This window comes from Achromobacter sp. JUb104 (genome assembly GCF_024806975.1).
Lineage (GTDB): Bacteria > Pseudomonadota > Gammaproteobacteria > Burkholderiales > Burkholderiaceae_B > Achromobacter > Achromobacter spanius.
Genome location: NZ_JANUEY010000002.1, coordinates 1,013,580 through 1,039,586, shown reverse-complemented (window position 1 = coordinate 1,039,586; position 26,007 = coordinate 1,013,580). Strand labels below are relative to the sequence as shown.

Annotated in this window: 21 protein-coding genes; 8 read left to right on the top strand and 13 right to left on the bottom strand. The window is 64.0% G+C overall.

The genetic code is table 11. The annotated features are described in order from the left end of the window. Positions 1-24 precede the first annotated feature (24 nt). The 4 genes from M2361_RS16540 to M2361_RS16525 all read right to left on the bottom strand — a co-directional run bounded on the left by M2361_RS16540 (position 25) and on the right by M2361_RS16525 (position 5,043). On the bottom strand, positions 25-960 hold the full coding sequence (locus tag M2361_RS16540; protein WP_259250671.1) for a 3-keto-5-aminohexanoate cleavage protein: 936 nt from the start codon (positions 958-960) through the stop codon (positions 25-27). A 279-nt stretch (positions 961-1,239) separates the two neighbouring features. Then, positions 1,240-1,521 carry a peptidylprolyl isomerase gene (locus tag M2361_RS16535; RefSeq protein WP_050445647.1) on the bottom strand — a complete coding sequence of 94 codons (282 nt, stop codon included), beginning with the start codon at positions 1,519-1,521 and terminating at the stop codon, positions 1,240-1,242. 183 nt (positions 1,522-1,704) lie between these two features. Then, the gene (locus tag M2361_RS16530; RefSeq protein WP_259250669.1) at positions 1,705-3,840 is read right to left on the bottom strand and encodes an ATP-dependent helicase; all 2,136 of its coding nucleotides are present in this window, start codon (positions 3,838-3,840) and stop codon (positions 1,705-1,707) included. A gap of 186 nt (positions 3,841-4,026) precedes the next feature. Beyond that, positions 4,027-5,043: an amino acid ABC transporter substrate-binding protein gene (locus tag M2361_RS16525; RefSeq protein ID WP_259250668.1), complete on the bottom strand. Its 1,017-nt coding sequence runs from the start codon at positions 5,041-5,043 to the stop codon at positions 4,027-4,029. Positions 5,044-5,208: 165 nt separating this feature from the next. On the opposite strand from M2361_RS16525, the gene M2361_RS16520 reads away from it, so the two are divergent. Then, a complete protein-coding gene (locus M2361_RS16520; RefSeq protein WP_259250666.1) occupies positions 5,209-6,339 on the top strand; it encodes an FUSC family protein in 1,131 nt (376 codons plus the stop codon). Between the two features lie 22 nt (positions 6,340-6,361). Here the strand turns inward: M2361_RS16520 and M2361_RS16515 are convergent, their stop codons facing one another. Further along, positions 6,362-7,306 (bottom strand): LysR substrate-binding domain-containing protein, encoded by a 945-nt coding sequence (locus M2361_RS16515; RefSeq protein WP_100854247.1) that lies wholly within the window; start codon positions 7,304-7,306, stop codon positions 6,362-6,364. A gap of 204 nt (positions 7,307-7,510) precedes the next feature. On the opposite strand from M2361_RS16515, the gene M2361_RS16510 reads away from it, so the two are divergent. From M2361_RS16510 to M2361_RS16500, 3 genes are read left to right on the top strand one after another with little or no spacing between them, the layout of a single operon-like run. Next, positions 7,511-8,740, top strand: a complete 1,230-nt coding sequence (locus tag M2361_RS16510; protein ID WP_259250664.1) for an amidohydrolase family protein — start codon at positions 7,511-7,513, stop codon at positions 8,738-8,740. Between the two features lie 34 nt (positions 8,741-8,774). Beyond that, entirely contained in the window at positions 8,775-10,127 is a 1,353-nt protein-coding gene (locus M2361_RS16505) for an MFS transporter (protein ID WP_259250663.1), read from the top strand. Beyond that, positions 10,127-10,672, top strand: a complete 546-nt coding sequence (locus tag M2361_RS16500; protein ID WP_259250662.1) for a GAF domain-containing protein — start codon at positions 10,127-10,129, stop codon at positions 10,670-10,672. Before M2361_RS16505 ends, M2361_RS16500 begins: the two co-directional genes overlap by 1 nt. On the opposite strand, the gene M2361_RS16495 is transcribed toward M2361_RS16500, so the two are convergent. Genes M2361_RS16495 through M2361_RS16470 form a run of 6 tightly spaced genes read right to left on the bottom strand, consistent with a single transcriptional unit; the run spans position 10,669 to position 17,495 of the window. Continuing rightward, positions 10,669-11,703: an XdhC family protein gene (locus M2361_RS16495; RefSeq protein WP_259250660.1), complete on the bottom strand. Its 1,035-nt coding sequence runs from the start codon at positions 11,701-11,703 to the stop codon at positions 10,669-10,671. The two genes, M2361_RS16500 and M2361_RS16495, sit on opposite strands and share 4 nt — an antisense overlap. A gap of 14 nt (positions 11,704-11,717) precedes the next feature. Continuing rightward, a complete protein-coding gene (locus tag M2361_RS16490) occupies positions 11,718-14,048 on the bottom strand; it encodes a molybdopterin cofactor-binding domain-containing protein (protein ID WP_259250658.1) in 2,331 nt (776 codons plus the stop codon). A gap of 41 nt (positions 14,049-14,089) precedes the next feature. Then, positions 14,090-14,776, bottom strand: coding sequence for an isochorismatase family protein (locus tag M2361_RS16485; RefSeq protein ID WP_259250656.1), 687 nt, complete (start codon positions 14,774-14,776; stop codon positions 14,090-14,092). Further along, positions 14,773-15,846, bottom strand: coding sequence for a 2,5-dihydroxypyridine 5,6-dioxygenase (locus M2361_RS16480; RefSeq protein ID WP_100854253.1), 1,074 nt, complete (start codon positions 15,844-15,846; stop codon positions 14,773-14,775). Before M2361_RS16480 ends, M2361_RS16485 begins: the two co-directional genes overlap by 4 nt. Before the next feature lie 39 nt (positions 15,847-15,885). After that, a complete protein-coding gene (locus M2361_RS16475; RefSeq protein WP_259250653.1) occupies positions 15,886-16,722 on the bottom strand; it encodes an alpha/beta fold hydrolase in 837 nt (278 codons plus the stop codon). After that, positions 16,719-17,495 carry an Asp/Glu racemase gene (locus tag M2361_RS16470; protein ID WP_050445660.1) on the bottom strand — a complete coding sequence of 259 codons (777 nt, stop codon included), beginning with the start codon at positions 17,493-17,495 and terminating at the stop codon, positions 16,719-16,721. Before M2361_RS16470 ends, M2361_RS16475 begins: the two co-directional genes overlap by 4 nt. A gap of 271 nt (positions 17,496-17,766) precedes the next feature. Between M2361_RS16470 and M2361_RS16465 the strand changes: the two genes are divergently transcribed. The 4 genes from M2361_RS16465 to M2361_RS16450 all read left to right on the top strand — a co-directional run bounded on the left by M2361_RS16465 (position 17,767) and on the right by M2361_RS16450 (position 24,128). After that, a complete protein-coding gene (locus M2361_RS16465) occupies positions 17,767-18,924 on the top strand; it encodes an FAD-dependent monooxygenase (RefSeq protein ID WP_259250652.1) in 1,158 nt (385 codons plus the stop codon). A gap of 94 nt (positions 18,925-19,018) precedes the next feature. After that, the gene (locus M2361_RS16460; RefSeq protein ID WP_259250650.1) at positions 19,019-19,645 is read left to right on the top strand and encodes a (2Fe-2S)-binding protein; all 627 of its coding nucleotides are present in this window, start codon (positions 19,019-19,021) and stop codon (positions 19,643-19,645) included. Continuing rightward, positions 19,642-22,752 carry a cytochrome c gene (locus M2361_RS16455; protein WP_259250648.1) on the top strand — a complete coding sequence of 1,037 codons (3,111 nt, stop codon included), beginning with the start codon at positions 19,642-19,644 and terminating at the stop codon, positions 22,750-22,752. Before M2361_RS16460 ends, M2361_RS16455 begins: the two co-directional genes overlap by 4 nt. Positions 22,753-22,811: 59 nt before the next feature. Next, positions 22,812-24,128 (top strand): MFS transporter, encoded by a 1,317-nt coding sequence (locus M2361_RS16450; protein ID WP_100854258.1) that lies wholly within the window; start codon positions 22,812-22,814, stop codon positions 24,126-24,128. Positions 24,129-24,199: 71 nt separating this feature from the next. Here the strand turns inward: M2361_RS16450 and M2361_RS16445 are convergent, their stop codons facing one another. Together M2361_RS16445 and M2361_RS16440 are read right to left on the bottom strand one after the other, a co-directional pair. Beyond that, positions 24,200-24,667, bottom strand: a complete 468-nt coding sequence (locus tag M2361_RS16445; RefSeq protein WP_259250645.1) for a MarR family winged helix-turn-helix transcriptional regulator — start codon at positions 24,665-24,667, stop codon at positions 24,200-24,202. Between the two features lie 59 nt (positions 24,668-24,726). Next, positions 24,727-26,007 carry a hypothetical protein gene (locus M2361_RS16440; RefSeq protein WP_259250643.1) on the bottom strand — a complete coding sequence of 427 codons (1,281 nt, stop codon included), beginning with the start codon at positions 26,005-26,007 and terminating at the stop codon, positions 24,727-24,729.

Below are 26,007 nucleotides of genomic sequence, written 5' to 3'. Positions count from 1 at the left end.
TTGATTGTTGTTGCCGTGCCGCCGTCAGAACGCGACGTTGTCCCGGCCCTTCAGTTGCAGAATCTCGCGCGCCTCGTCGGGCGTGGCGATGGTCAGCGACAAGTCCTCAAGAATGCGGCGGATGCGACGCACCTGATCCGCATTCGACTGCGCGAGTTCGCCCGGACCATCCCACAAGGAATCTTCCAGCCCCACGCGCACAAAACCGCCCATCGTCGCCGCCATGGTCGCAAGCGTGGTCTGCTTGCGCCCCGCCGCCAGGACCGACCAGCGGTAGTCATCGCCAAACAGCCGGTCGGCCGTGCGGCGCATCATCATCACGTCTTCGGGATGCGTGCCGATGCCGCCCCGGATGCCGAAGACGGACTGGATCAAGAACGGCGGCTTCAACAGCCCCTTGTCCACGAAATGCGCCGCCGTGTACAGATGCCCGATGTCGTAGCACTCGATCTCAAAGCGCGTGCCGTTGTCATTGCATGACGACAGGATGTGCTCAATATCCTTGAACGTGTTCTTGAACACCAGATCGTTGCTGCTTTCCAGATAGGGGCGTTCCCAGTCGTGCTTGAAGTCCTTGAAACGTTCCAGCAATTCATACATGCCGAAGTTCATCGACCCCATGTTCAGCGAGGCAACCTCCGGCTTGAATTGCGTGGCCGGCAACATGCGTTCGCTGACCGGCAGCACGGGCGAACCGCCGGTGGTGATATTGACGACCACATCGCTTTGCGCCTTGATGCGCGGCAGAAACTGCGCGTACAGCGCCGGGTCCTGCGTGGGCCTGCCAGTCTGGGGATCGCGCGCGTGCAGATGCACGATGGCCGCGCCTGCCTCGGCGGCATCCAATGCCGACTGCGCGATCTCGTCGGGGGTTATAGGCAGGTAGGGCGACATCGACGGCGTATGCACCGAACCGGTAATGGCGCACGTGATGATCACATTGCTCTTGGGTTTTTTCATGGGCCTTGGACGTATGACGTTGAGGTCTGACGTTTACGTATGACGTTTTATCGTGGCCCCGGCTGTCTCCTCCGGGTGCGGCCCATTCTGTCGCAGGGCATTGCCCTTGTCACCTGAACAGAAATTATCAACTGATACGGTTTCCGGTGCTGCGGCGCAGCGTGATCCTGGCGCTTGTTGCCGAATGGAACTGTTGCCCGCGCCGGTCTGGGCTCAGACGCAAAAAAGCCGCCGCCGGGTTTCCCCTGGCGGCGGCCTTTTTGCGTACAGCGGCGGGACTTAGTCCTGGCGGCTGGTCACTTCAACCAGGTGATAACCGAACTGGGTCTTCACCGGGCCTTGAACTTCACCAACCGGCGCGCTGAACACGACGGTATCGAATTCCTTGACCATCTGGCCCGGGCCAAAGGTACCCAGGTTGCCACCGTCACGGCTCGACGGGCAGCTGGAGTTTTCCTTGGCGACTTGAGCAAAGTCAGCGCCGTTTTCAATGGCGGTCTTGAGTTCGTTGCACTTGGCTTCGGTGGAAACGAGGATGTGACGGGCGGAGGCTTGTGCCATGAGGGCTCCTTGCGGAATAGATTGGGGAGGGGAGAGTAACGCATTTGGGCGTGCTCACTACGGTGCCATCATAAACTGGCTTTCAAGACGGCCATGTTGCGGTCATTAACGTTCCGTTACGTGGATCTTTTCCATTCCTGCGCCTTCTCGATGGCACCCCCGCGTCATACCTTTGCCAATTCCCTATTCCGCCAACCACTCCCGAAACGCCTCCAGATCCATCCCGCTAGGCACGTACCAAACCTTGCGCGTCTTGTCCCATTGCGCGCCTAGCGCCTTCACCACGTCCCGGTTTGCATACGCCACCTTCAAGTCGCGATGCCCCACCGCCTTGACGGGCGCGGCCATGTTCCGGCGTAGCGCCGTATCCGCGCGCTTCTGCGTCCCCGCCAACTGCATGCGCGCGATGAACGCACTGCGCCGCGCAGTGTCTTCCGTCGACACCAGGGTCAGTCGCGACTTTGTCCGTGTTGCCGCCACATAAAACAAATTCTCTTCTTCCCCCGCTTTACGCAGCGGATCGGGAAACGCGTCGGCGTCCATGAATGGAAGGATGACGTGTTCGAATTCCTTGCCTTTGACGTTCACGATGCAATCCATTTGCACCGTGTTCTTACCCGGCCGTGCGCCGACGAAGGCTTCGGCCGCACCGATCCATTCTGAAAACTCGCGCAGGGTCTTGCCCGACATTTTGGCCGAGGCGATGAAGCCGTTGACCGAGCGGGTGACGACGGACGCTTCATAGGGATGCACGTACAGGCGCTTGGCGACCTTGTCCATGTCCATCAGGTCGCGCACCGTTTCCAGGGCTTGGTAAGCGGGGCTGTCGGTGGATAGTTCGCGCAGATGCTCCACGGCGTCCGAGATGCGGGCGCGGGCGGCGGGGCTGCCGACGCGCTGGATCTGGCCGGTAAAAAAGTGCTTAAGCGCGGAGGGTTCTTTTGCTAGCGTCGTCTGCGCCTCTTGCAGTTCCTTGGGCGTCAGCGGCACTTCGGCGAAGGTGGTCAGTGCGTCGACGATGGCCTCGCGCGTGGCCGGTGCGGCCACGTGGTGGAAGTCGTCAAGCGCAATGGCCAGCATGCCGCGCAGGAACAGGATTTCTTCGCGCAGCAGGTAGCTCTTCATCGTCAGCGTGCGGTAGGGCAGGCCGGCGTTCATCAGGGCGTTTTCGATTTCGATGGACTGATGCGCGTCGCGCAGCAAGACACAGCATTGGTCCAGCGGCTTGCGGCCCTGCTTCCATTGCAAGATGGCCTTGACGACCTGCGCGCCGCAGTCGCCCGGCGTGTCGGCGTAGATGGCTTCGTGGATCTCGGTGCGTAGCGGCAGGTTGGAATCCACCGGCTTTTGCTTGAAGGCTTCCATCGCGTAGGCCAGATGCGGGCCGTGGCGGTAGGTCATCGTCAGCGGGAAGTTCGCGCAATCGGGGAAGCTGGCGCGGATGCGGGTTTGCAGGAAGGATTCGTCGGCGCCCAGGTGGGAGTAGATCACCTGGTCTTTGTCGCCCACGCCCACGAAGTAGGTGACGTCCACGTTCAACAGCGCTTCGATGATGCAGAACGATGCTTCGTTGATGTCGTGCAATTCGTCGACGAGAACCAGCTTGTAGGGGGCCAGCACGTCGCGCGGGTCAGACGCGGATCGCAGCAGGCGCGCCAAGTCATAGGTGGCGTCGAAAAAGCCCCGGGCGTCCACGTAGCCGAAGACGTCGACGCGCTGCTTTTCGTATTCAACGGCCCAAAGATAGTCGGTGATGGTCACGCCCGCGCTTTCCGCAATGAACAGCGCATCGGCCCCGTCATCCGGCGCGATCCGCATCGTGGCTTTGAGCTTCAGCAGGTTGTCCAGGAACTGGCTGACGGCGGTGTTGTGCGTGCGGATGTCCAGCAGGTCGGCGTATTGCGGGTTATTCGCCGCTACGTTTTCCAGCGCAAACAGCGCGTAGCTTTGTTGTTCGCGCGTGGACGGCAGGGGCTCGGGCTTGCCGTCTTCAACCTTGGCCAATACCCGCTGCGCATACTCTTCAACGGTCAGCACGTTGACGCGCCGCGCCGTGTTGTAGGCGATGCCCACGTCCACCAAGCGCGTTTGCAGCACCTGGCGGGCTTCGTCGGTGAAGGTCAGCGCCAGGATGTCTTCGGGCGGCAGGCCGCGCGTCAGCGCTTCGCCGATGCGCAGGGCCAGCGTGGTGGTCTTGGCGGCGCCCGCGTTGGCGATGACTAGGCTGGTCCGGCTCCGCGAGGTCTGGATCCGGCTCTGTTCTTCAGTGGGAACGAAGCCGGCGGGGAAGAACTGGGGGGCAGGGGAGTTTGTGGTCATCTAGGCGGAAAAGGCGCGAGCAGGAATGTCGCAGGGGCAGACGCCAGTGTACCGATTCCATCAGCCGGCCCCGTCCAATGAAAACGGCCGGCCGGCGCATGAAGCGCCCGCCGGCCGTTCAGGCCGAAAAAGGGGAGCAAGCCCGGAGTCAAACGTGGGGTCGAACCCGGAGCCAGCCCAAGCCAATTAACGCACCGGCCACCCATACATCAAGCCGCCATCGCGGTACGACGCATTCAGGCCGCGCGACAGCTTCAGCGGGCTGCTGGGGCCCAGGTTCTTCTCAAAGCTCTCGCCGTAGTTGCCGATGTGCTTGATGATGTTGTAGGCCCACTTGTCGTCCACGCCCAGGTTCTTGCCCATGCCGGGCGTCACGCCCAGCAGGCGTTGCACGTTGGGGTTGGTGCTTTTCAGCATCTCGTCCACGTTCTTGGATGTGATGCCGTATTCCTCGGCTTCCAGCATGGCGAACATCGTCCAGCGCACGACGTTGAACCATTGCTCGTCGCCTTGGCGCACCATGGGGCCCAGCGGTTCCTTCGAGAAGTTCTCGGGCAGGATGTCGTACTGACCCGGGTTGTCCAGATTGCTGCGCGCGGCCGCCAGTTGCGACTTGTCGCCGGTGAAGGCGTCGCAGCGGCCCACTGCGAAGGCGCGGATGATCTCGTCCAGGCGTTCCACCACCACCGGCTTGAAGACGATGTTCTGCGACCGGAACCAGTCGGCGAGGTTCAGCTCGGTGGTCGTGCCGGGCTGCACGCACACGGTGGCGCCGTCCAGTTCCTTGGCGCTTTTCACGTTCAGGGACTTGTTCACCATGATGCCCTGGCTGTCATAGAAGTTGACGCCCACGCCGATCAAGCCCAGCGTCGTGTCACGGGTCAGCGACAGCGTGGTGTTGCGCGGCAGGACGTCGACTTCACCCGACTGCAAGGCGGTGAAGCGCTGCACGGCGCTGACGGCCATGATCTTGGATTTGGCGGGGTCGCCGAACATGGTGATGGCCAGCGCGCGGCACAGGTCCACGTCCAGGCCGACCCAGCCGCCCTTGCTGTCATTGACCGAGAAGCCGGCCACGCCGGTCGAGACGCCGCACTGGACAAAGCCTTTGCTCTTGACGCTGTCGAAAGTCACGCCGGCCGTGGCGGCCCAGGACGAAAGAAATAAGGCGGTGCCTGCCGCAACGTGTTTGAGTGCTTTCATGGTGTCTCCGCGCGATGGGCGCATAGGTATTCTGTCGGCCGGTAAGCCGAGGTGCGCGGAATGGTAGCCACGGCGCCTGGGCGGGAATATCAGGGAATTCCCGTTAAATCCACTGGGCGGAATTTTGGAGGGATAATCGCTGCCAGGCCGACAGAGGGGCGATGGATGAACGAGAAAGACCAAGAAAAAAAGGCAGACGGCGATGACCGACGCCGACCCGGCCGCGCCTTCGTCAAGCAGCAGGTGCAGGGCACATGGCGTGAACTGATCCGCGTCAATGCCAGCGACCGGCGTTGGGAGATGCCGCTGGCGGCCGCCTTGTCTTCCGGCCTGCCCTTGATGGTGGGCGCGTATTTTGGCCGCATGGATTATGGCCTGATGTCCAGCCTGGGCGGTATGGTGTTTCTTAGCCTGCCCAATGCGTCCTTGCAGCAGCGGATGATGATGCTGCTGGCCGCGTCCTTCGGCATGGTGGCCTGCTTTGCGGTCGGCGCGCTGACGCAGTTCTGGCCCACCGCCACGATCGCGGCGCTAACCCTGATTGCGATGCTGGTGAACATGGTGTGCCGCTGCTATCGGCTGGGTCCGCCGGGCAGTCTGTTCTTCATCATGGCAACGGCCATTGCGGCGTACACGCCCGGCAGCATCGAGGATGTGCCCATGCGGGTAGGCATGGTGGCGCTGGGTTGTCTGGTGGCTTGCCTGGTGGCCTTTGCCTATTGCCTGCACATGACGCGCGTGGCGCCGCCGCCGCCCGATACGCCGCTGCCCAAGCCCACGTTTGATTTTGTTGTGTACGACTCGGTCATCATCGGCCTGTTCGTGGGTATCTCCTTATTAGTGGCCGAACTGCTGCAACTGCCGCGCCCGTACTGGGTGCCGGTCAGTTGCCTGGCGATTATCCAGGGCGCAAGCCTTTGGGCGGCGTGGAACCGTCAACTGCACCGGATACTGGGTACGGCGCTGGGCTTGTGCGTGGCGTGGGCTTTATTGAGTTTGCCGCTGAACGTGTGGACGTTGGCCGCCGTGATGATGGCGCTGTCGTTCGGGATTGAAACCCTGGTGGTCCGGCACTATGCCAGCGCCGTGGCGCTGATCACCCCGTTGACGATATTTCTGGCGGAAGCGCCGCATCTGGGGCAGGGCTATCCGGCCGAGGTGATCGAGGCGCGCTTTGTGGATACGGTGATTGGCGCGTTCATCGGCGTGCTGGGCGCGGTGCTGCTGCATAACCAGCGCATTCGGCCGCGATTAAGCCGGTGGATGCGCGCGGTTTTGCCCAATCGTGTGAACTAAAGGGATGAACCAAGACCGTGAACTAGTCGGGTGATCCGCCCGCCACGCAATAAGGGCAATCCAAAGCGGGCTTGGCCGCTTGCGCCGGCATGCCTTCCAGCGCCGCCGCATGCAAACACTCATGCGACAGCCATTGGCTCAGGCGGTCATAGCTTTCCATATTGCTGCGCCAGTTCGGCGCGCACAGGTAGTAACCCAGCGGGCTTTCGAACGTGCGGTCGAACACATCCACCAACTGCCCCGTGGCCAATTCCTTTTCGATCAGGCAATGCGGCATCAACGCTACGCCAAAGCCCGATGAGGCCGCCTGGATAATCATCGAAAACAGATTGAACCCGGGGCCGAAACGCGCGCGGTCATAATCCCCGAGATAAGTGGAAAACCAATATTCCCAAGACAGCGGAATCTCGATGTGCTGCAGCAGCGTGCACTGCTTGATGTCTTCCAGGCTGCCGATGGGGTGCTGTTCCAGATACTCGCGCGAACACACCAGGCGCGTTTCGCGGCCGGTCAGATACTTGGCGTCGCCATCGTGCCAATCGCCGTAGCCATATTGAATAGAGGCATCGAAATCCAGTTCGGTGCTTTTGTAATCGGCCACGCTGTAGCGCACGAAATTGATCGAGATATCGGGATTGAATTCGCGGAAGGTCTTCAAGCGGGGAAACAGCCACTGCGCGGCGAAGGTGGGCGCGGCCGATACGTTCAGCGATTTGGCGGACTGCTGCGTCGCCATGACTTGCGACGTGGCGCTTTCCAGCGTGTGCAGCGCGGGCCGGATCAGGCTGAGGTAGGTGGCGCCCATGCGGGTCAGTTGCAGCCCGTTGGTGGCGCGGATGAACAGCGCGTGGCCCAGATAGCTTTCCAGCGTGGCGATGTGCCGGCTGATGGCGCTTTGCGTCACGAACAGTTCCTTGCCCGCCTTGGAAAACGACAAATGGCGCGCCGCCGCGGTGAACGCATTCAATTCAGAGAGGGTGGGGCAGCGGCGTCTCATGACGATGGGGCTGAGTCGACTGACAAGAAAAGGGGGGTATGAGTAAAGCTCATAAGGCTGTTCAAATTTGTGTCGAACGCCTAAGGGGAGACCCGGTATCGGACGTTTGGATTGTACCGGTAGAGTTCGCCATGCTGAATTTCCTGCATGTTGAACGAATAGCGTGATTTATATATGAAGCCGGTTGTTGTTAAGAACTGCAAGATCTTGAATACCCGATCGTTGGCCCTGGAAGCCGCGGCGAATGTGTTGATCGAAGACGGAATGATCACTCGCATCAGCGCCGACGAGCTGACCGTGCCGGACGCCGAGGTGGTGGACGCCAAGGGCATGACGCTGATGCCGGGCATGATCGACTGCCACGTGCACGTGGTGGCGTCGTCCTTCAACCTGGGCCGCGTGGCGGCCTTGCCGAATGCCCTGGCACTGTTGCGCGCGCTGCCCATCATGCAGGGCATGCTGGACCGGGGCTTTACCAGCGTGCGTGATGCCGGCGGGGCCGATTGGGCCTTGGCGCAAGCCGTGCTGGACGGCGTGATCGACGGCCCGCGCCTCTTCTGCGCGGGAAAGGCCCTGTCGCAGACGGGCGGCCATGGCGACTTCCGGCAGCGTAACGACGAACTGGACCCCTGCCCGTGCTCGGTCAAGATCGGCAACATCGGCCGCGTGGTGGATGGCGTGGACAACTGCCGTTTGGCGGTGCGCGAAGAAATCCTGAAGGGCGCGACGCAGATCAAGGTGATGGCGTCGGGCGGCGTGGCCTCGCCGAATGATCCGATCCAGAACCTGGGCTTCTCCGAAGCCGAGCTGCTGGCCATCGTGGAAGAGGCCGGCAACGCCAGCACGTATGTGATGGCGCATGCCTACACGCCGCGCGCGATCATGCGCGCCGTGCGCTGCGGCGTACGCACCATCGAACACGGCAACCTGGTCGACCGCGAGGCCGCCGAGGTGATGAAAGAGCACGGCGCCTACATGGTGCCCACGCTGATCACCTACGAAGGGCTGGCCAACGACGGCGAACGCTATGGCCTGCCGCTGGACTCGGTGAAAAAGATTGCCACCGTGCGCACGCAAGGCCTGACGGCGCTTGAGATCCTGGACGACGTCGGCGTGAAGATGGGTTACGGCAGCGACCTGCTGGGCGAAACCCACTACATGCAAGCCGATGAACTGACCCTGCGCGCCCGCGTGCTGGGCAACGCCAAGGTGATTCAGCAGGCGACCTTGATCGGCGCCGAAATCCTGAACCAGCAAGGTCTGCTGGGCGAAGTGTGCGTGGGCGCGCACGCCGACCTGCTGCTGGTTGACGGCAACCCGCTGGATGACATTTCCCTGCTGACCCAGCCCGACTCCATCAAGCTGATCATGAACCGCGGCTTGTTGCACAAGAACGCCTGCTGACGTTCTTTCACTCTTACTTCCGGAAATCTCCATCATGTATTCCGTATCGGACCGCCTGGAGCGGCTACCGTTCTCCAGCTTCCATTTCCGCTTGCTGATGATCGGCGGCCTGGGGCTGGCGTTTGAAGCGCTGGACGCCGGCATCATTGCGTTCATCATCCCGTCATTGCGCACGCAATGGGGCCTGTCCACCGGCGAAATCGGCTGGATCGCCAGCAGCACCTACGTGGGCTTCCTGGTGGGCGCGCTGTTCTCGGGCATTCTGGGCGACCGCTACGGCCGCAAGAAGATCATGATGTGGGCCTTGATGCTGTTCTGCGTGGCCACGTTCATCAACGCCTTCGCTCGCAACTATCACGAGTTCTACATTCTGCGCATGATCGCGGGCATCGGCATGGGCGCGGAAGGCGCCATCATTGCGCCGTATCTGGCGGAATTCGTCAGCAGCAAATACCGTGGCCGCTTCACGGGTGCGCTGGCGGGCTTCTTCTCGTTTGGCTTCGTGTTGTCGGCGTTGCTGGGCTACTTCATTGTTCCCATGAGCGATGACGGCTGGCGCTGGATCATGATCATCGCGTCCGTCCCGGTGGTGTTCTTGCTGTGGTGGCGCAAGTCGTTGTTCGAATCGCCGCGTTGGTTGGAGCACACCGGCCAGACCGCGGAGGCCGACCGCATCTGCTCGGCCATTGAAGCCGAAGTGGAGCAGAAGCTGGGCCGCCCCTTGCCCAAGCCCGTTGCCACGCGCCGCGCCGCTACCGCCGCGGAAAACCCGCAAAGCGCGATGGAAAAGCTGACGTCCCTGTTCTCGAAAACCTATCTGGGCACGACGGTGCTGGTGTGGGTGTTCTGGATCACCGTGCTGTTCTGCTACTACGCCTTCCTGGTGTGGATTCCCAGCTTGTTGGTCGAGCGCGGCTTCACCATTACCAAGAGCTTTTCGTACACCATCCTGATCTACCTGTCGCAGATTCCCGGCTATTTCTCCGCCGCGTATTTCAACGACAAGATCGGCCGCAAGTACACGATTCTGGCGTACATGCTGTTGTCGTGCTTGTCGGCGCTGGGCCTGGCGCTGGCCAGCGGCGAGCAGCAGATCATCATGCTGAGCATGCTGCTGTCGTTCGGCATGAATGGCGTGATTGCCGGCCAGTACACCTACACCGCCGAGATCTACCCGACCTCGATCCGGGCAACCGGCATGGGCGCGGCATCGGCCTTTGCGCGAATTGGGTCGATTGCATCGCCCACCATTGTGGGCGTGGCGTATCCGGTGTTGGGCTTTGCCGGCGTGTTCGCCATGATGACGGCCATCTTGATGGTGGGCGGGCTGGGCATTCTGTTCTTCGGCAAGAACACGCGCGGCGTGGTGCTTGAGGCGATTCACTGATGACGCAAGCATCCACGTTGGCGCCTTGGGCGGCGCATGCGCGCGCCCTGGCGCAAGCCGGTGACCGCGCCGCGCAATGGCAGGTGGTGTCGGCCTTGCTGGAAGAGGCCTTCGGGCACCAGCTATTCACCGCCTTGCTGTATCTGGAAGAACACCGGCTGATGAAGCGGCTGTACACCTCCGATGAAAGCATCAGCCCACTGGGCGGCTTCAAGGCCACGGGCAACGGGCCGTGGTCGCGCCATGTGCTGGAACAAGGCCAGTTGTACGTCGCCAGCAACGAGGACGACGTGCGCTCGGTGTTTTCCGAAGCGCCGATGCTGATCGAGCGCGGGCTGCATTCCGCGTTCAATATCCCGGTGCGCTATCAGGGCCGGGTGATTGGTTCGTTGAACCTGCTGGCCGGCCGCAAGGCCTATGACCACGCCGATCGGGATCTGGCCGCGCTTATCTCTGGGTTGTGCGCGCCGGTCTTCATCGAGGAAATGCAGGCCGCGCAAGCGGCGGCGGCAGCGGTGGACCGGGCGGGGTTGGATAGCGTCTAGGCGCTTTCCCGCACCAGCCGATCTTTGCCGTCGGCGACGTTTTGCAGGGGTGGCTGGTCCACCCCGTTTTTCGCGGCCACGACTTCGGCCATGATCGACAAGGCGATCTCGGCGGGCGTCTTGCTGCCGATGAACACACCGGCGGGGCCGTGCAGCTTGTTCAGGTCGGCTTCGCTGATATCGAAGTAGTCACGCAAGCGCGCACGGCGCTTGTCGCTGTTCTTGCGCGAGCCGATCGCGCCGATATAGAACGCATCGGACTGCAAGGCGTCAATCAGCGCCAGGTCATCCAGCTTGGGATCGTGAGTCAGGGCAACCACGGCGGTGCGCGCGTCGGGCCGCAGGCGCAGGATCAGGTCGTCGGGCATCTCGCGCGTGAAGCTGATGCCGGCTTGTGCCCAGTCGTCTTGTGCGCGTTGATCTTGATGCGATTCACGCGGGTCGCAGACGATGATTTCAAACCCCAGCGTCAGCGCGATCTGGCACAGATACCGGCTGGTGTCGCCCGCACCAATCACGATTAGCCGCGCGGCGGGGCCAAAGCGGGTGGTCAGCGTGGTGGCTGACAGCGTGGCGTCGGCCAGCCTGAGCGTGCGGTCGTGCGGCTCGGCTTGCAATGTCACTTGCCCGGACGACAGGTCCAGCCTGCGCGTCACTCCACGCCGTTGGACGCAGGCGTCCAGCAGTTCCGGCAGCAGGCTATGCGCGCCGATGCGTTCCATGACCAGCTCAATGGTGCCGCCGCAGGGTATGCCGAAGCGCCGCGCGTCGTCGGCCTGCACGCCGTAGCGCAAGACTTCAGGCACGGGGTTGCCGTGGTCGATGTGTGAGATGCGTTCAGCCAGATCATCTTCAATGCAGCCGCCCGACACGGATCCCACCACCGCACCTTGCGCGTTCATCGCCATGATGGAACCGACGGGGCGGGGAGACGAGCCCCAGGTGTGCGCCACGGTGAACAAGCACACGGGCATGCCGGCCTGATGCCATTGCAGCGCTTGGCGCAGCACCAGGATGTTGATGTCGCTCATGGGCGCGGTATCGGTCAGGACGTGAGCGCGGCGCGCACGGCTTCTGGCGTGAAGGGCGCTTCGTAGAAGCGCTTGCCAGTCGCGTCGAACAGGGCGTTGGCAATAGCGGCGGGGCCAGGCACGGACGCGGATTCCCCCGCGCCCATGGGCGGCTCGTCTTGGCGCGGCATCAGCAAGACATCAATGGCCAGCACATCCTTGAAGCCGATGATGGGGTAGCCGCCCCATTCGCGGCTGGCAACGCCCGCTTCATCAAAGACCACTTTCTCCAGCAGGCAGCGGCTGAGTGTCTGGATCACATTGCCGTGAATCTGGTGGCGCACGCCGTCCGGGTTGACGATCATGCCGGTGTCCTGGCCAACCACTATCCGTTCCACCCGCACGCGCCCCGTGGCCGGGTCCACGCACAGGTCGATGACCCAGGCGGCCCAGGCGGCGCCAAAGCCGGGGAATTTGCTGTGGACGTAGCGTGCGTAGGCAAGGCCGCGACCGTGCAAGCGGCCATCGGCATCCGGCTTGCCACGGCTGCCGCGCGTACCTGCGCGCCACTGGGCACGCGCGGCCGTGGCTTCTATCAATGCGATGGCGCGTGCATCGTCCAGGTTGCGCACGCGATAGTCGACCGGGTCGGCGCCCGCGGCCTCGGCCAGTTCGTCGATCATGCAGTCATGCGCAAAGGAATTCGGCAAGGCCGACACACCGCGCAACCACGATGAGCGCACCAGCGGCGGCATGTCGTGGCAGACCACGCGGCGGCTTTTGTAGCGGTAGGGCGGCGCGGCGGTGCGATCGCCCATTTCCAGCGTGCGCGGCTCGCCGGAGACGATGCCCGTCAATAACAGCGCCAAAAGCGGCGCATCGTTGGACGGGTAGCGCACGGCGAAGTCCACCGCCAGCAGCTCGCCTTGCGGGTCGATGGCGGCGGCCACGTCCATCAACTGCCCGGTGCCCTTGGGTTCCCATTGGTGTTCTTGTTCGCGCGTGAGCTGCACGCGCACGGGTGCGCCCACGGCCATGGACAGCAGGGCCGCATCGGCACAGACGTCGTCCGCGCAGTTGCGGCCATAGCAACCGGCGGCTTCCAGACGGACCAGGTCGATGTGGCCTTCACCCAGGTTCAGCAGCCGGTCCAGATCGGTGCGCAGCATGTGCGGGTTCTGCGTGCCGGTCCACACGGTGAGCCGGCCGTCAGAAAAGTCGGCCACGGCGCAAGACGGGCCTATGGACGCATGCATCTGGTAGGGCCAGACGTAGCTGCGGCGCAAGTGCGTGGCAGCTTGCGCGCAGGCGGCATCCACATCGCCTTCTTCGATCAGGGGCCGTGCTTGGGCGGGGTTGGCGCGGATGGCGGTGGCCAGATCGTCGAGTTGGGGTGCGGGCGGTACGGGCTTCCAGCGCACCTTGAGCGCACGCATGGCGGCAATGGCCTGTTCTTCACGGTCGGCCACCACGCCAACGAAGTCGCCTTGCACCACTACCTGCACGTTGCCGGGCAGATGCGCGACGGATTGGCGGTCCACGTCGATCAGGCAATGGCCGATGAAGCTGCCGGCGTCGCGCCCCGGATGCGGCGGGCGCACCACGCGGCCATGGCGCATGCCGGGCACGCGCACGTCATGCACGAAGCTGAGTTCGCCGGTGGCTTTGGCGGGGATGTCCACGCGCGCCACGCCTTGGCCGACGATGCGGTATTCGCTGGCGGGCTTCAACGGCACGGCTTGATCGGGCGGCGCCAGGGTTAGCCGGATGTGCTGGCCGGCCAGCAACTGGCCGTAATGCAGTTGGCGTGTGTCGTCGTCGGGGGTTGGCTGCACTACAGGCCGCACTACAGGCCGCACTACGGGCCGCACCACGCCATCGCGCACTTGCACTGCATCACGTGGCAGGTTCCATTGCCGCGCCGCCAGCATCAGCAAGTGCTCGCGCGCCTGCGCGGCGGCGCGGCGCAAGGGCACGGCGGAAATCTGGATGCTGGCGCTGGCGATGGTCGGGCCCTGGTTGGGCGCGGCGCTGGTGTGGCCCAGCACCATGTCCAGGCGCGACAGCGGCACGTCCAGCTCTTCGGCAACGATCTGCGCCAACGACGTACGGATGCCGGTGCCCAGGTCCACATGGCCGTTGAAGGCCAGCACGCGCCAGCCGGGCGATGGTGTGTCGCCCGCCACCAGGCCCGCATCGCGGACGATGGCAATGAAGATCTCGGGCGTGGCCTGAACGTAGTCCGACGCGCTGCCCGGCTGACCCGGCGCCGGCTTGGGCGGCGCCGAGGGCTCGCGCACCACGAGCAAGGCGTCGGGGTGGGCGAGCAACGCGCCAGGCAGGTGGTGGGGCGGGGGCAGGGTCATGAAGGAAGCAGGTTTTGGGCCGGTGGAGGATTATGTCGCCGTTACCGGGCGGCCGGCACTGGGGCATCCACCAAGGCGCGGGTCTCGGCCAGTGCGTGGTCCAAGGGCATGACGGCGGCGTACTTCTGCGCCATGTCGAACAGGTTCGCATCGTGCGGACCCAGGGCGCGGTCGCCGCAGCAGTCCGACACCACCATGGGCCGAAAACCTGCCTGCATGGCGTCCACCACGCTGGCGCGCACGCAGCCGCTGGTGACGCAGCCGGCCACCAGCAAGGTCTGAACGCCGCGCTGCGCCAGCCAGGGCGCCAGCATGGTGCCGAAGAAGGCCGACGGGGTGCTCTTGCGCACCACGTATTCGCCGGGCGCGGGGGCCAGCTCGGGCACGATGGCGCTGTTGTGGCTGTGCTCTTTCAGGGCCAGCATGGCGGGCACTTTCAGGCAGAAGATGTTGCTGTCGGCATCGTCGTCCGAGAACACGATGCGGCTGTGCGCCACCGGCCATCCCTGGGCGCGCGCGTGGGCCAGCAAGTGGCGCGTTTGCGCGATGGCTTCCGGGATGTTGCCGCCGCCCAGCACGGCGGGGTCGGCAAAGCCGTTCACGAAGTCCACGATCAACAAGCCAAAGGGCGCTTTGAGCGGCAACGGCGTGCCGAAGCCCTGGCGCGAATACGCGGAGATATCGCCCGTGACGGCGTCGGTGGGGATGGTTTGGGTCGAGGCGTTCATTTGCTGTCCTTGCGGCGGGCGGCGTGCGCCAGGCCGGATTCGTCTTGCACCACGCCGCGCGTCACGACCGCCTGGCCGTCCAGCGCCACGCTGCAATGGCGCATGGGGATGTCGATGTGGCAGGCGGTGGTGCGGCTGCCGCCCGCTTCATTGTTGGGGCCCATGGACCACAGGAAATTGCCCTCGAAGGCGCGCGCGTCCATGCCGATGTGCGCTTCCTTGTTGTAGTGCGCCAGCATCGACCACTGCGCGCGCGGTTGCAGGCCCCAGCCTATGTGCGACACCGCATAGGCTTCGGGGTCTTCGTACGCCGCCATGTATTCCTTCAGGATGTCGGCCTGCAAGCCGCCGTTGATGCGGGTGACGTAGCCGTTTTCAATGACCAGTTCAATCGGGTCGGTCACGTAGTCTTTCATGGGCAGCAGGATGTCGCCCCGGTCCAGCACCACGCGGCCATTGCTGTGCCCCTCGTTGGGCCAGGTCAGGACGAAGCCGCTGGGCCAGTGGTCCCAACGGCCGGGTTCATCCACGAAACCGTATTCGGATATGGCGGGGAATTCGCCCAGTTCGCAGCGCAGGTCGGTGCCGGCCGCCGACGTGATGTGCATTTGCTTGGACGCTTCGATGCGACGCGCGGCGGCTTGCACGCGCGCACGGTCGGCTTCGGTGGGCACCAGGCGGCACAGCACTTCGGGCGGCTCGATGGCCAGCAGGATCTTGGTGCCCGTCTGCAAGATCTCGTGCTGCTCGGGCGAGAACAGCAGCGTCATCAGGTCCAGCACCAGGTCGCTGGCATTCAGCGCCGCGATGGCGGCGGGGTTGCCCGTCAGCGGGGTCGCGCCCAGGTAGGCCAGCGCGTCGCGGCTGATGGATTTTTCGGCGTTGACGGGCGGCAGGTCCAGCCGGTTGACGCGCGCGCCGAGGTCAGTGGCGGCGGCAATCGCACAGCGCAGTGTTTGCGGATGCGTGTCGGCGCCGGTCAACACGGTGACGATCTGCCCGGCTTCAAGCCGTGACAGCGTCAGCACCTGCTTCCAGGCGTGGATCAAATCGATATCGCTGACGGACATGGCGGGCTCCTTGAATCAGCGGATTGAGGAAAAGGCGTGTCAGTCGACCTTGCTGCCAAGGAAGTCGCCAAAGGCCGCATAGAAGCCGGCTTCGTTGTCCCACGGAATCATGTGGCCCGCGCCGGGCACGCGTACGTGTTGCGTTTGCGGCGCCAGCCCCTGCCATTCGGCTACGTCGTCGTCGCCGACCACGCCGCCTTTTTCAGCGGTCATCAACAACAGCGGAATCTTGATGGCGGGCAGGTCGGCATGGATGTCGTCGCGGCCAAAGTCTTCAAAGCTCTGCACGATGGCAGGTTCGAAGCAGGTGTGCAGCCATTGTGCGCGCAATTGGCGCTGGGCTTCGGTCCAGGTGGGGCAGAAGGCCAGCATGGCTTCGGCGGTCATGCCGTGCGTGGCTTGTCGGATGGAGTCCACGTACCAGGCCAGGTTGGCCGGGTAGGCGCGGCGGCCCGGGCCGGAGACGGGCGGGTCCACGATGACCAGACGCGTCAGGCCCTCAGGTTGGCTGCGCGCGGCACGTACGGCGATGCGGCCGCCCATGGAATGGCCCACCAGCGCGTAGTTCGTCAACCCTAGCGCCTGCGCGAACGCCGTGACGTCGGCGGCTTGCGCGTCCAGCCCGTAGTCGAGCCCGGGGCCGGATGCGGACAGGCCTCGGCCGCGCACGTCCAGCACATAGGTGTCGAACTGGCGGCCCAGATGTTCGGCCACAAAGCCCCAGGTAACCGCGGGGCTGGTGATGCCGGGAATCAAGATGACGGCGGGGCGGCCGGCGCGTTCGCCCGCCGTGCCGCCGTAGCGCAGGTAGTGCTGGCGAATGCCGTTGGCGTGCACGTGGCCGCCATAGAGGTAGGTGCTGGCGGCTTGGGTCATTGTGCGTTCCTGGAATAGGGGTAAGCGCCCGAGAGCAGGGCGCCGGCGCCGGGTACCACCGGGTCCATGCCCAGTTCCTTCAGGATGGCGTAGGTGGTGGCGATGGAGGCAGTGAGCACGGGCTTGCCGGTTTCGGCTTCCACTTGCGAGACGGCGGGCAGCGACGGCATTTGCACGCAGGCAGACAGCACGATCACATCAGCGTCGGCCACGTTCATGCCGGCGACGATGCCGGGAAGTTTGGCGGGGTCGTGGCGGCCCACGTCCAGGTTGTCGGGAATTTCCAGCGCCCGCCAGTCCACGATTTCAAACCCTTCGGCGGCGATGTAATCCATGACGAGTTCGGTCAGCGGAATCATGTAGGGCGCGACCAGCGCAATCTTCTTGGCTCCCATGACGTGCAGCGCGTCGACCAGCGCGCCGGCGCTGGTGATGACGGGGGCCGACGCGCCGTTTTCAGCGGTGCGCTCGGTCAGGCGCTTTTGCGACACGCGGTGGTAGCCGCGCCCCATGGCCATGATGGCCACCAGGCAGGCGTAGCCCAGCACGTCGACGCGCGCATCGCTGAGTTCCAGCGCGCAGCGGTCGCTTTCGGCGTCCATGGCGGCCAGCTCTTCCTTTTGCACCTTCTTCATGCGCATGCGGCTGGAATGGAAAGTAAAGCGGTCACTGGGGCGTAGCGATGAGTGCGCCGTCAGCATGGCGGGCACTTCGGTTTCCATCGTGGTGTTGGAACTGGGAACGATCTGGCCGATTCGGAATGTCTTCGTCATGGAGAAGCCTTGAAAAGGGGCGGGCCTAGGGTTTTCGATAAATTCAAAAGAAGCGTATACGCTCTATTCTTGCAAAGAGCGACGCAGATGACCAGCCCGGTTTCCGTAGTGGTTTTCACCTAATGATGTGAAATCTATGCACTGTTTTGGTGATGCGTCTTGGGGTTTACGCTTGGATCGAAAATTTCTGTATCCATAAATTAAGCGTGTACGTCATAATTTTCAAGAATTCGCTTTCCCAGTCTTTCACTATCCAGCAAGGAGAAGTTCCGTGTCTACATCCCCTCGTATCGCCATCGTCGGCGCGGGCCTTGGCGGCGCCGCCACCGCTGCGCTGCTGCTCAAGGAAGGGCTGAACGTCCGCGTCTACGAGCAGGCGCCCGGCTTTTCGCGGCTGGGGGCCGGCATTCACGTGGGGCCGAACGTCATGAAGATTCTGCGGCGCATCGGCATTGAAAACGCGCTCAATGCCCAGGGCTCGCATCCGGACTTCTGGTACAGCCGCCATTGGGAAACCGGCGACATCCTGGCGCAGATTCCGCTGGGCGATTACGCCGTCAAGGAATACGGCGCGTCGTACCTGACCGTGCACCGTGGCGACTTCCACGCCTTGCTGATCGACGCCTTGCCCAAGGGCGTGCTGGCCTACGACAAGAGCCTGACCCGCGTGGAAGATCGCGGCGACGTGGTCGTGATGCACTTTGCCGATGGCACCTCTGAAGAAGCCGACATCGTCATCGGCGCTGATGGTGTGAACTCCCGCATCCGTGAAGAACTGCTGGGGCCCGAGCTGCCCAAGTACGCCGGCTACCTGGCGCACCGCGCCGTGTTCCCCACGCCGCAGACCAAGCCCGGCATGCTGCCCTTCGATTCCTGCGTCAAATGGTGGAGCGATGACCGCCACATGATGGTCTACTTCGTCACCAGCAAGGCCGACGAGCTCTATTACGTGACGGGCGTGCCGGTGGAACACTGGGACTTGAACGACCGTTGGCTGCCCAGCAGCAAGGATGAAATGCGCGAAGCGTTCAGCGGCTGGCACCCCACCGTGCAGGCGCTGATCGACGCCACGGTTGAAGTGACCAAGTGGTCGCTGCTGGAACGTGACCCCTTGCCGCTGTGGAGCCGTGGCCGACTGGTGTTGCTGGGCGACGCCTGCCACCCCATGAAGCCGCACATGGCGCAGGGCGCGGCCATGGCCATTGAAGACGGCGCCATGCTGGCGCGCTGCTTCAAGGAAGTGGGCGTGAACAATCACGAACTGGCGTTTGCGCTGTACGAGGCCAACCGCGCGGAACGCGCCAGCAAGGTGCAGCGCATTTCGCACGACAACACCTGGCTGCGTACGAATGAGGATCCGTCCTGGTGTTTCGGCTATGACGTGTTTAACGAACCGCTGATAGACCCCAAGACGCGGGCCGCGGCCTGAGGATCTGTCCGCCGCGCGGGCGTGGGGGCTTGCCCCTAGTCCCGTGTCGCGGCAACCTTCGTACTTCTCAAAACCCGCACACGCGCCACACGCCATGGGATCCACCGTCAATTCGAACAGCACCCCGCCTCCGATCCGCCTGAGCGTGAACGGATGCGACTGCGACGTGCCCGCCGATCCCGGCACGCCGCTGCTGCATGTGCTGCGCAATGACCTGGCGCTGAACGGCCCGAAGTACGGCTGTGGCTTGGGCGAATGTGGTGCATGCACCGTGTTGATCGATGGCGTGGCCGCGCGGTCTTGCGTCATTCCGGTGCGGGCTGCGCAAGGGCGTGCCGTGGTCACGCTGGAAGGACTGGGCACGCGCCAGCAGCCGGGCACCACGCAGCAGGCTTTCATCGACTGCCAGGCCGCGCAATGCGGCTATTGCCTGAACGGCATGATCATGACGGTGGAGGCCTTGTTGCGACGTAACCCCAACCCCACGGAAGACGCGCTGCGCAGCGAACTGCACCACAATCTGTGCCGCTGCGGCACGCACGTGGAGATCATGCAGGCCGCGTTGCGGGCGGTGCGCTTGCGGGCGGAGGGTGTTGGTGCGCCCGGCTTGCAAGCGGCGGATGGGGGCGGTGTTGCGGGTGTTCCGGGTGCTGTGGGTGTTTCGGATACTTCGGGTGATCCGGGCGTTGTGGGTGTTGCCGACGGCGGATCCACGCGATGAGTTCGGACACCTTGGCGTTGCCGCACCATCACGCGGGTCTGCCCGCTGCCTTACCCGCCGACTTGCTGCACGGCGTGGCGTTGCGCCCGCCCAGCGTGTTGTGGGATGGCGCGCGGTATCGCGGCAGTGTCTTGCAGCACGCGCAGTTGGATCAGGCACGTGGGCTTGCCGGCGTGGTAATGGCGGTGCAGCGCACGCACTTTGCCGGTGTGGTGGCGGTGTCGCCGGTTCACGCGCGGCAAGCGGCCGTGGCCTTGGCGCCTGTTTGGCACGCGCCGGACGCCGTTCAAACCCCGCGCGCGGATGCGGCCGACCCGGACCAGATTCGTTATGGCATGCGCCTGCCATCGTCCGAGCCGCGTGCCGGCGCAAGGGCGACGGCATGGGTGCTGAACGGACACGCCAGTGTGTGGCTGCCGGCATGCACGCCCGCCACGCAAGCACAGGTGCGCCGCGAACTGGCGGCGCTGCTGCAACAAGCGGAAGACACGATCAGTGTCACGGTGGATGGAGCGGTCTCCGAAGGCCAGGACGCAGTGCATCCGCTGGACTTGATGGACGCCGCCGCCGACGCCGCACTGCTGTCGCAAGCCGTGGGCCGGCCGGTATGCGTGGCTTGCCAGTCGGGTGTTGCCGATGAGTTGGTGTTGCGTGTGCCGGTGACTGATGCTGAGTCCGCGTCCGTTGCTTTTGACGCCGTTGCATCTAATGCCTTTGCTTCGAACGCCGCTGCTTCGAACGCTGCTCTCTCCAGCGCCTCTACCTTGACGCCGCAACCTGCATCGGTTGCCGATGGTCGCGTTGCGGCGCTGCTGTCCGACGCATCCTGGGCAGTGCGCCCCAGCCTGGCGCGGCTATTGAGCCAACCCGGGCAGGCAAGCGCGTCGGCGCATGCGACGGTATCCGGCGATTCCGTAGGGTCGTCCCGACGCGCGCTACCGCCGTTGCGCGCAAGCGTCGATGAATTGAACGCCGCGCAAGTCTTCGCGCAAGAAAGCCAGTGGCACGAAGCCGCGCTGGCCCAAGATAAAGATCCCATCGCGTGGCGCTTGGAACATTTGCCGGAAGGCAAAGGCCGAGACCTGGCGCGCCAAGTCATTGACCGTGCAACGTCACGCGCCGCCGACGCCCCTGCGCCGCGCGTAGGCCTGCTGCATGGCACCGGCTTTGCCACCGCACAGGTGCAATGCGTGGATGACGACGGCGCCGCCCGCATGGTGTGGAGCGCCTGGGTGGCCGAGGTATCGGTGCAACCCCAGACCGGCCATGTCGATGTCACGCGCGTGGTGGCGGGTCACGACAGCCAGCACCTGCACCCGGCGCAAGCCGCATCCATGCAGGCCGAGATCGAACAACAAACCCCGTGGCTGCTGGCCAACGCGCGCCGTCTGCTGGCGGGGCCGCCGGCCTTTGACGATTGGACGAGTCCATCACAACAGGACGACGCCGAGACAGCGATCGCATTGCGCCGCGACGCAGGCGGTGACGGCATGGTCCAGCGCGATGCCACGGCCAACGCGCTGGATGGCGTGGTGAAGCAAGGGCAGTTGGCCGTGGACGGCGTGGTCACCTTGCCCGCAGCCGCCGCCATTGCCAACGCCATTCACAACGCAACCGGCGTGCGCCTGCGGCAAGCCCCGTTCGACACAGAATCCTTGCGCCTGGCATTGGCGGATCAACGCCCAGTGCGCGGGCGTGGTGTGCTGGCGCGTGGCTGGATGTGGCTGGCAGCCGGGATGGCAGGGCTTGCCGGCGTCGCCGCCGCGCTCTGGCCGCTGAAGCCCGCGTTGCCGCTCACGGCAGGCCCCGACGTTTCCCTGTATTCCATGCGCGCCATCGAACGCGGCCGCCTTGTCGCCGCCGCCGGTGATTGCATCGCCTGCCACACCGCGCCAGGGGGCAAGGCCAACGCGGGCGGGCTGGCGCTGGACACCCCCTTCGGCACGATCTATACCACCAACATCACGCCCGACAACGACACCGGCATCGGCCGCTGGTCTTATCCCGCATTCGAACGCGCCATGCGCCAGGGCGTGCACCAGGACGGCCGCCAGCTCTATCCCGCATTTCCCTACACGGCCTATGCCAAGCTGAGCGATGCGGACATGCAGGCGCTGTACGGCTACCTGATGTCGCAACCCGCCGTGAAATCCGAGCCGCCAAAAACGGAGTTGGCCTTCCCCTTCAATATGCGTCCGCTCTTGGCGGGCTGGAATGCGCTGTTTCACGACGCCACGCCCTTCACGCCTGACCCGTCGCGCAGCGCGCAATGGTTGCGCGGCGCCTATCTGGTGGAAGGCGTCGGCCACTGCGCCGCCTGCCACTCGCCACGCAACCGCTTGGGCGCGGAGAAGAAGGGCGTGCATTACCTGGCCGGCGGCGAAGCCGAGGGCTGGACCGCGCCCGCCCTGAATCAACTTGCCACTGGCCCGCGCGCCTGGACGGGCGATGAGCTCTTCCAGTATCTGCGCACCGGCTATTCACCGAGCCACGGCGTGGCGGCCGGGCCGATGGCGCCCGTGATCCATGGATTGGCTGAATTGCCCGACAGTGACGTGAAGGCCATCACGACGTACTTGCTGGATTTGCCGAAGCCGAAGGGTGAGCGCGAAGTTGTGCCTGTGGCGCCGGTTGCGCCGGCTTCTCCTTCCCCGGCAGCATCGCGGTCGCCCTCGCCCTCGCCCTCGCCGGCGTCTTCGCTATCGCCTGCCGCCGCGACCGCGCCATCGCCCGCGCCCGCCGCCGCAACGATCCAATCCCTACAAGGCCGACGCGCCAACGGCGAACGCATCTATCAGAACGCTTGCGCGGTCTGTCACGAAGCGGGCAGCGGGCCCACGCTGTTTGGCGCCAAGCCCTTGCTAAGCGCCAACACCAATCTGCATGCCGCCACGCCGGACAACCTGATCCAGGTGATCTTGCGCGGCATCCAGGAGCCCGCCGATGATGCGCTGGGATACATGCCGGGCTTCAAAGACAGCCTGGACGACAAGCAGGTCGCCGATCTGCTGGGTTATTTGCGGGAACGTTTTGCGCCGGACGAAGACGCCTGGCCCGATCCCACCACGACGATTAAACGGCTACGCAACCATGCGGAGCTGAATTAAGGAAAACGCGGCCATAACGCGTGCGGCTTTAGTGATGATCACATCAAGGGGTTTCATCTATGTCAGCTTCATTGGTTTCCGTGGACAAAGCCATTCAGGTGGCGGGCGTCGGCAAGTTTCAATATCGGCTATTCGTGATATTCGGCCTGGTCTGGATGGCCGACGCCATGCAGGTGCTGTCCATTGGTTTTTCCGCGCCGTCCATTGCAAAGACCTTCGGCATCACCGTGCCGCAAGCACTGCAAACGGGCACGCTCTTCTTCATCGGCATGCTGATCGGTGCCTTCATGTTCGGCCGCATGGCCGACCGCATCGGGCGCCGCCCGGTGTTGATGATCGCGGTGGTCATCGACGCCTGCGCGGGCGTGGCCTCGGCCTTCGCGCCTGAGTTCACGTGGCTGCTGTTCCTGCGCTTCCTGACGGGCATCGGCGTGGGCGGCACGCTGCCGGTGGACTACACGATGATGGCCGAGTTCCTGCCCAGCGCCCGCCGTGGCCGCTGGCTGGTGCTGCTGGAATCGTTCTGGGCCGTGGGCACCATCTTCCTGGCGCTGCTGGCCTTGGCGGCCGTGTCCTGGGGCGACGATGCCTGGCGCGTGATCTTCTTCGTCACCGGCCTGCCCGCGTTGATTGGTGTGGTCTTGCGCTTCTACATCCCTGAATCGCCGATGTACTTGAACCGCAACGGTAAATCAGACCAGGCGCGCAAGGTGCTGGAACGGGTGGCCCGCGTGAACCGCCGCGATGTCGAAGTGCCCGCGCTGCAACCGGAAACGCCCGTCCATAAATCCATCTTCGCCTTGTTCTCGTCCAGCTACCGCCGCCGCAGCATCGGGCTCTTGCTGGCGTGGGCGCTGATCTCCATTGCGTACTACGGCGTGTTCGTCTACCTGCCCATCAAGCTCAGCACCGCCGGCTTCGCCTTCATGCGCGGCCAGGAATTTCTGGTGCTGCTGGCGCTGGTGCAGTTGCCGGGCTTTGCGCTGTCGGCCTATGGCGTGGAACGCTGGGGCCGCAAGCCCACGCTGATCGGCTTTTTGATCTTGAGCGCCGTCGGCTGCATGCTCTACAGCCTGGGCACCGCACCCGCTGTGGTGATCGGGTCTACCTTGTTGATGAGCTTTTCGCTGCTGGGCACCTGGGGCGCGCTGTATGCCTTCACGCCGGAGGTCTACCCGACCGATTTGCGCGCCAGCGGCATGGGCATGGCAGGCGCCGTGGCGCGCTTTGGCGGGCTGTTCGCACCAGCCATCATCGCGCCCATCATGACCAGCCACTTCACGCTGTCGTTGGTGGTGCTGTCCAGCATGCTGCTGGCGGGTGCGGTGGCGATTGCGTCGGTGGACGTGGAATCGCGTAACCGCGCGCTGGATTGATGATGGGGTAAAACGCGGCGGCGCTGGCGTGTATGCCGGCGTCGCAGTTGCCAAGAACGGCGACGAACAGCTCAGACCTGTTCGTCGCCGTTCAGCATTTTGGTCAGCAGAAAATCCAGCGCCAGGCGCTCGGCCGGGTTCAGATTGCCGTAGGTGCTTTCGGTGATCTGCTTGGCAAACGGTTCCATCTCTTGCACCAGCGCCTGCCCCACGGGCGTCAGGCTTACCACCACCTTGCGCCGATCGACGGGGTCGTGGTCCACCTGCACCAATTCGCGCTGCTTCAAGCGATCCACCACGCCGCGCACGGTGGCCTGGTCTATGACAGTTGCCTTGACCAGATCAGCCAGCGAGCTCGCGCCATGATCCCGCACCGAACACAGCACGACAAACTGCGCGGCGGTGAGCTGGGAGTCGGGAATGTAATGCTGAAACAGCGCGGTGTGCCGCTGATAGACACGCCGCAGCAGGTGACCTATCTGATCAGAAAACAAATAGCCTTCCGTGTTGGACGAGGACTTGCCTTTTATATTGCGCATAAGCCTATCCGAAGCAATGCATGGGTCATGATGATTTTTATCAACGGGATGCAGGTTGCCTAGTTTGCCAGCAGCGTGACGGTTTGTGGGTTGTATGTGCGGGTTGCGCTGCCGCAGCTCGCATAAGGCACCGCGCGTTCGGGTATGCCTGTTGCGCGTATGCCTAGTTTGTCGCTGGGAAAATGCACCTGCACAAAGCGTTCGACCTCGACCGTGCCGTCAGGCAGGAAATACAACTGAAGCCGCATCAGCGTGGATTCTCCGTCAACGGGCTCGGGGTTGCGAAACGCCGGAACGTGCAGGGTCGCGGTGTGCCAGGGGTGGGCGGTGTTGGTTGTGTTGGCCGCTTTAGACGTTTCAACCGCGCCCACTGCGCTAGCCGTTTGCCAGCGCAGCACCGCCGGCCGGCTCAGAATAAGAAACGCGGCACCGATCGGCCGCGCAAAGTCATGGCAGGCCGCTGGCAGCGGCGCGACGGACGCCAGCGCGGTGTCGCCGATATCCAGCGTCTGCCCGTTCACTTCAAGCCTGGCAATGGCGCTGGGCGTGTAGTTGACCGCACTGAGCAAAACCAGCCCGTGCTGCCCCTGCCGATCCAGACGTTCCTCCGTCATCCCCGCCAAGCGATTCAACGCGGGCGCGACTTCCACGTGGTCGAGATAGTGAAAATACAGATGCCGCAACATCGACTTATCCGGTTTGTTCAACGCCGATGCAAAACGCGTCAAGTCCGGGTAGGCCAGTCGCGTCAACGGCAACGATGGGCCGGCGCCATCGCCCGATTCCGTGCGATACGTGTACTGCACGATATCGTCGCGCAAGCGCGCGCCGTCGTACGGAAAGGGCTGCGTGGCAGTCGGGCTGGGATAGCGGTTGAAAACCATGAACCGCTGAGGTTCGTTGGCGGTAAGCGGCATGCTAGGCCCCGCGCCGGACGACGTGCTGGCGTAAGGCGTGGCGTCGATCCGCAGATCTTTGCCGCTAAGGTTGACGTGCGTTTCTGCAATATAGGGATGCGCGTCGCTGAAGCGGTCGCGCTTGGACTTTTCGAACGATTCGCTGGCCGGGTAGATCAGCATGGCGATGAGCGTCGGCAAGAACAGCCACGCATGGATCCGCCCCGGCACCTGGCCCCGATCGCGAGAAAGGTAGTAGAGCCAGACGATGACCAGCAGGATGGCTAGCGGCACACCTACCCAGATTGCGGCGGTGAGAATGGCGACGATGCCCCAGCCTAGATTGGGGGTTAGTGCGGCAGTAAGGCCAAGGAACGCCAGCCAGCCGGCCAGGGCGATGGAGATGATGAGGCCGAAGAGGTAATGCCGGTAGGGGGTGGTCAT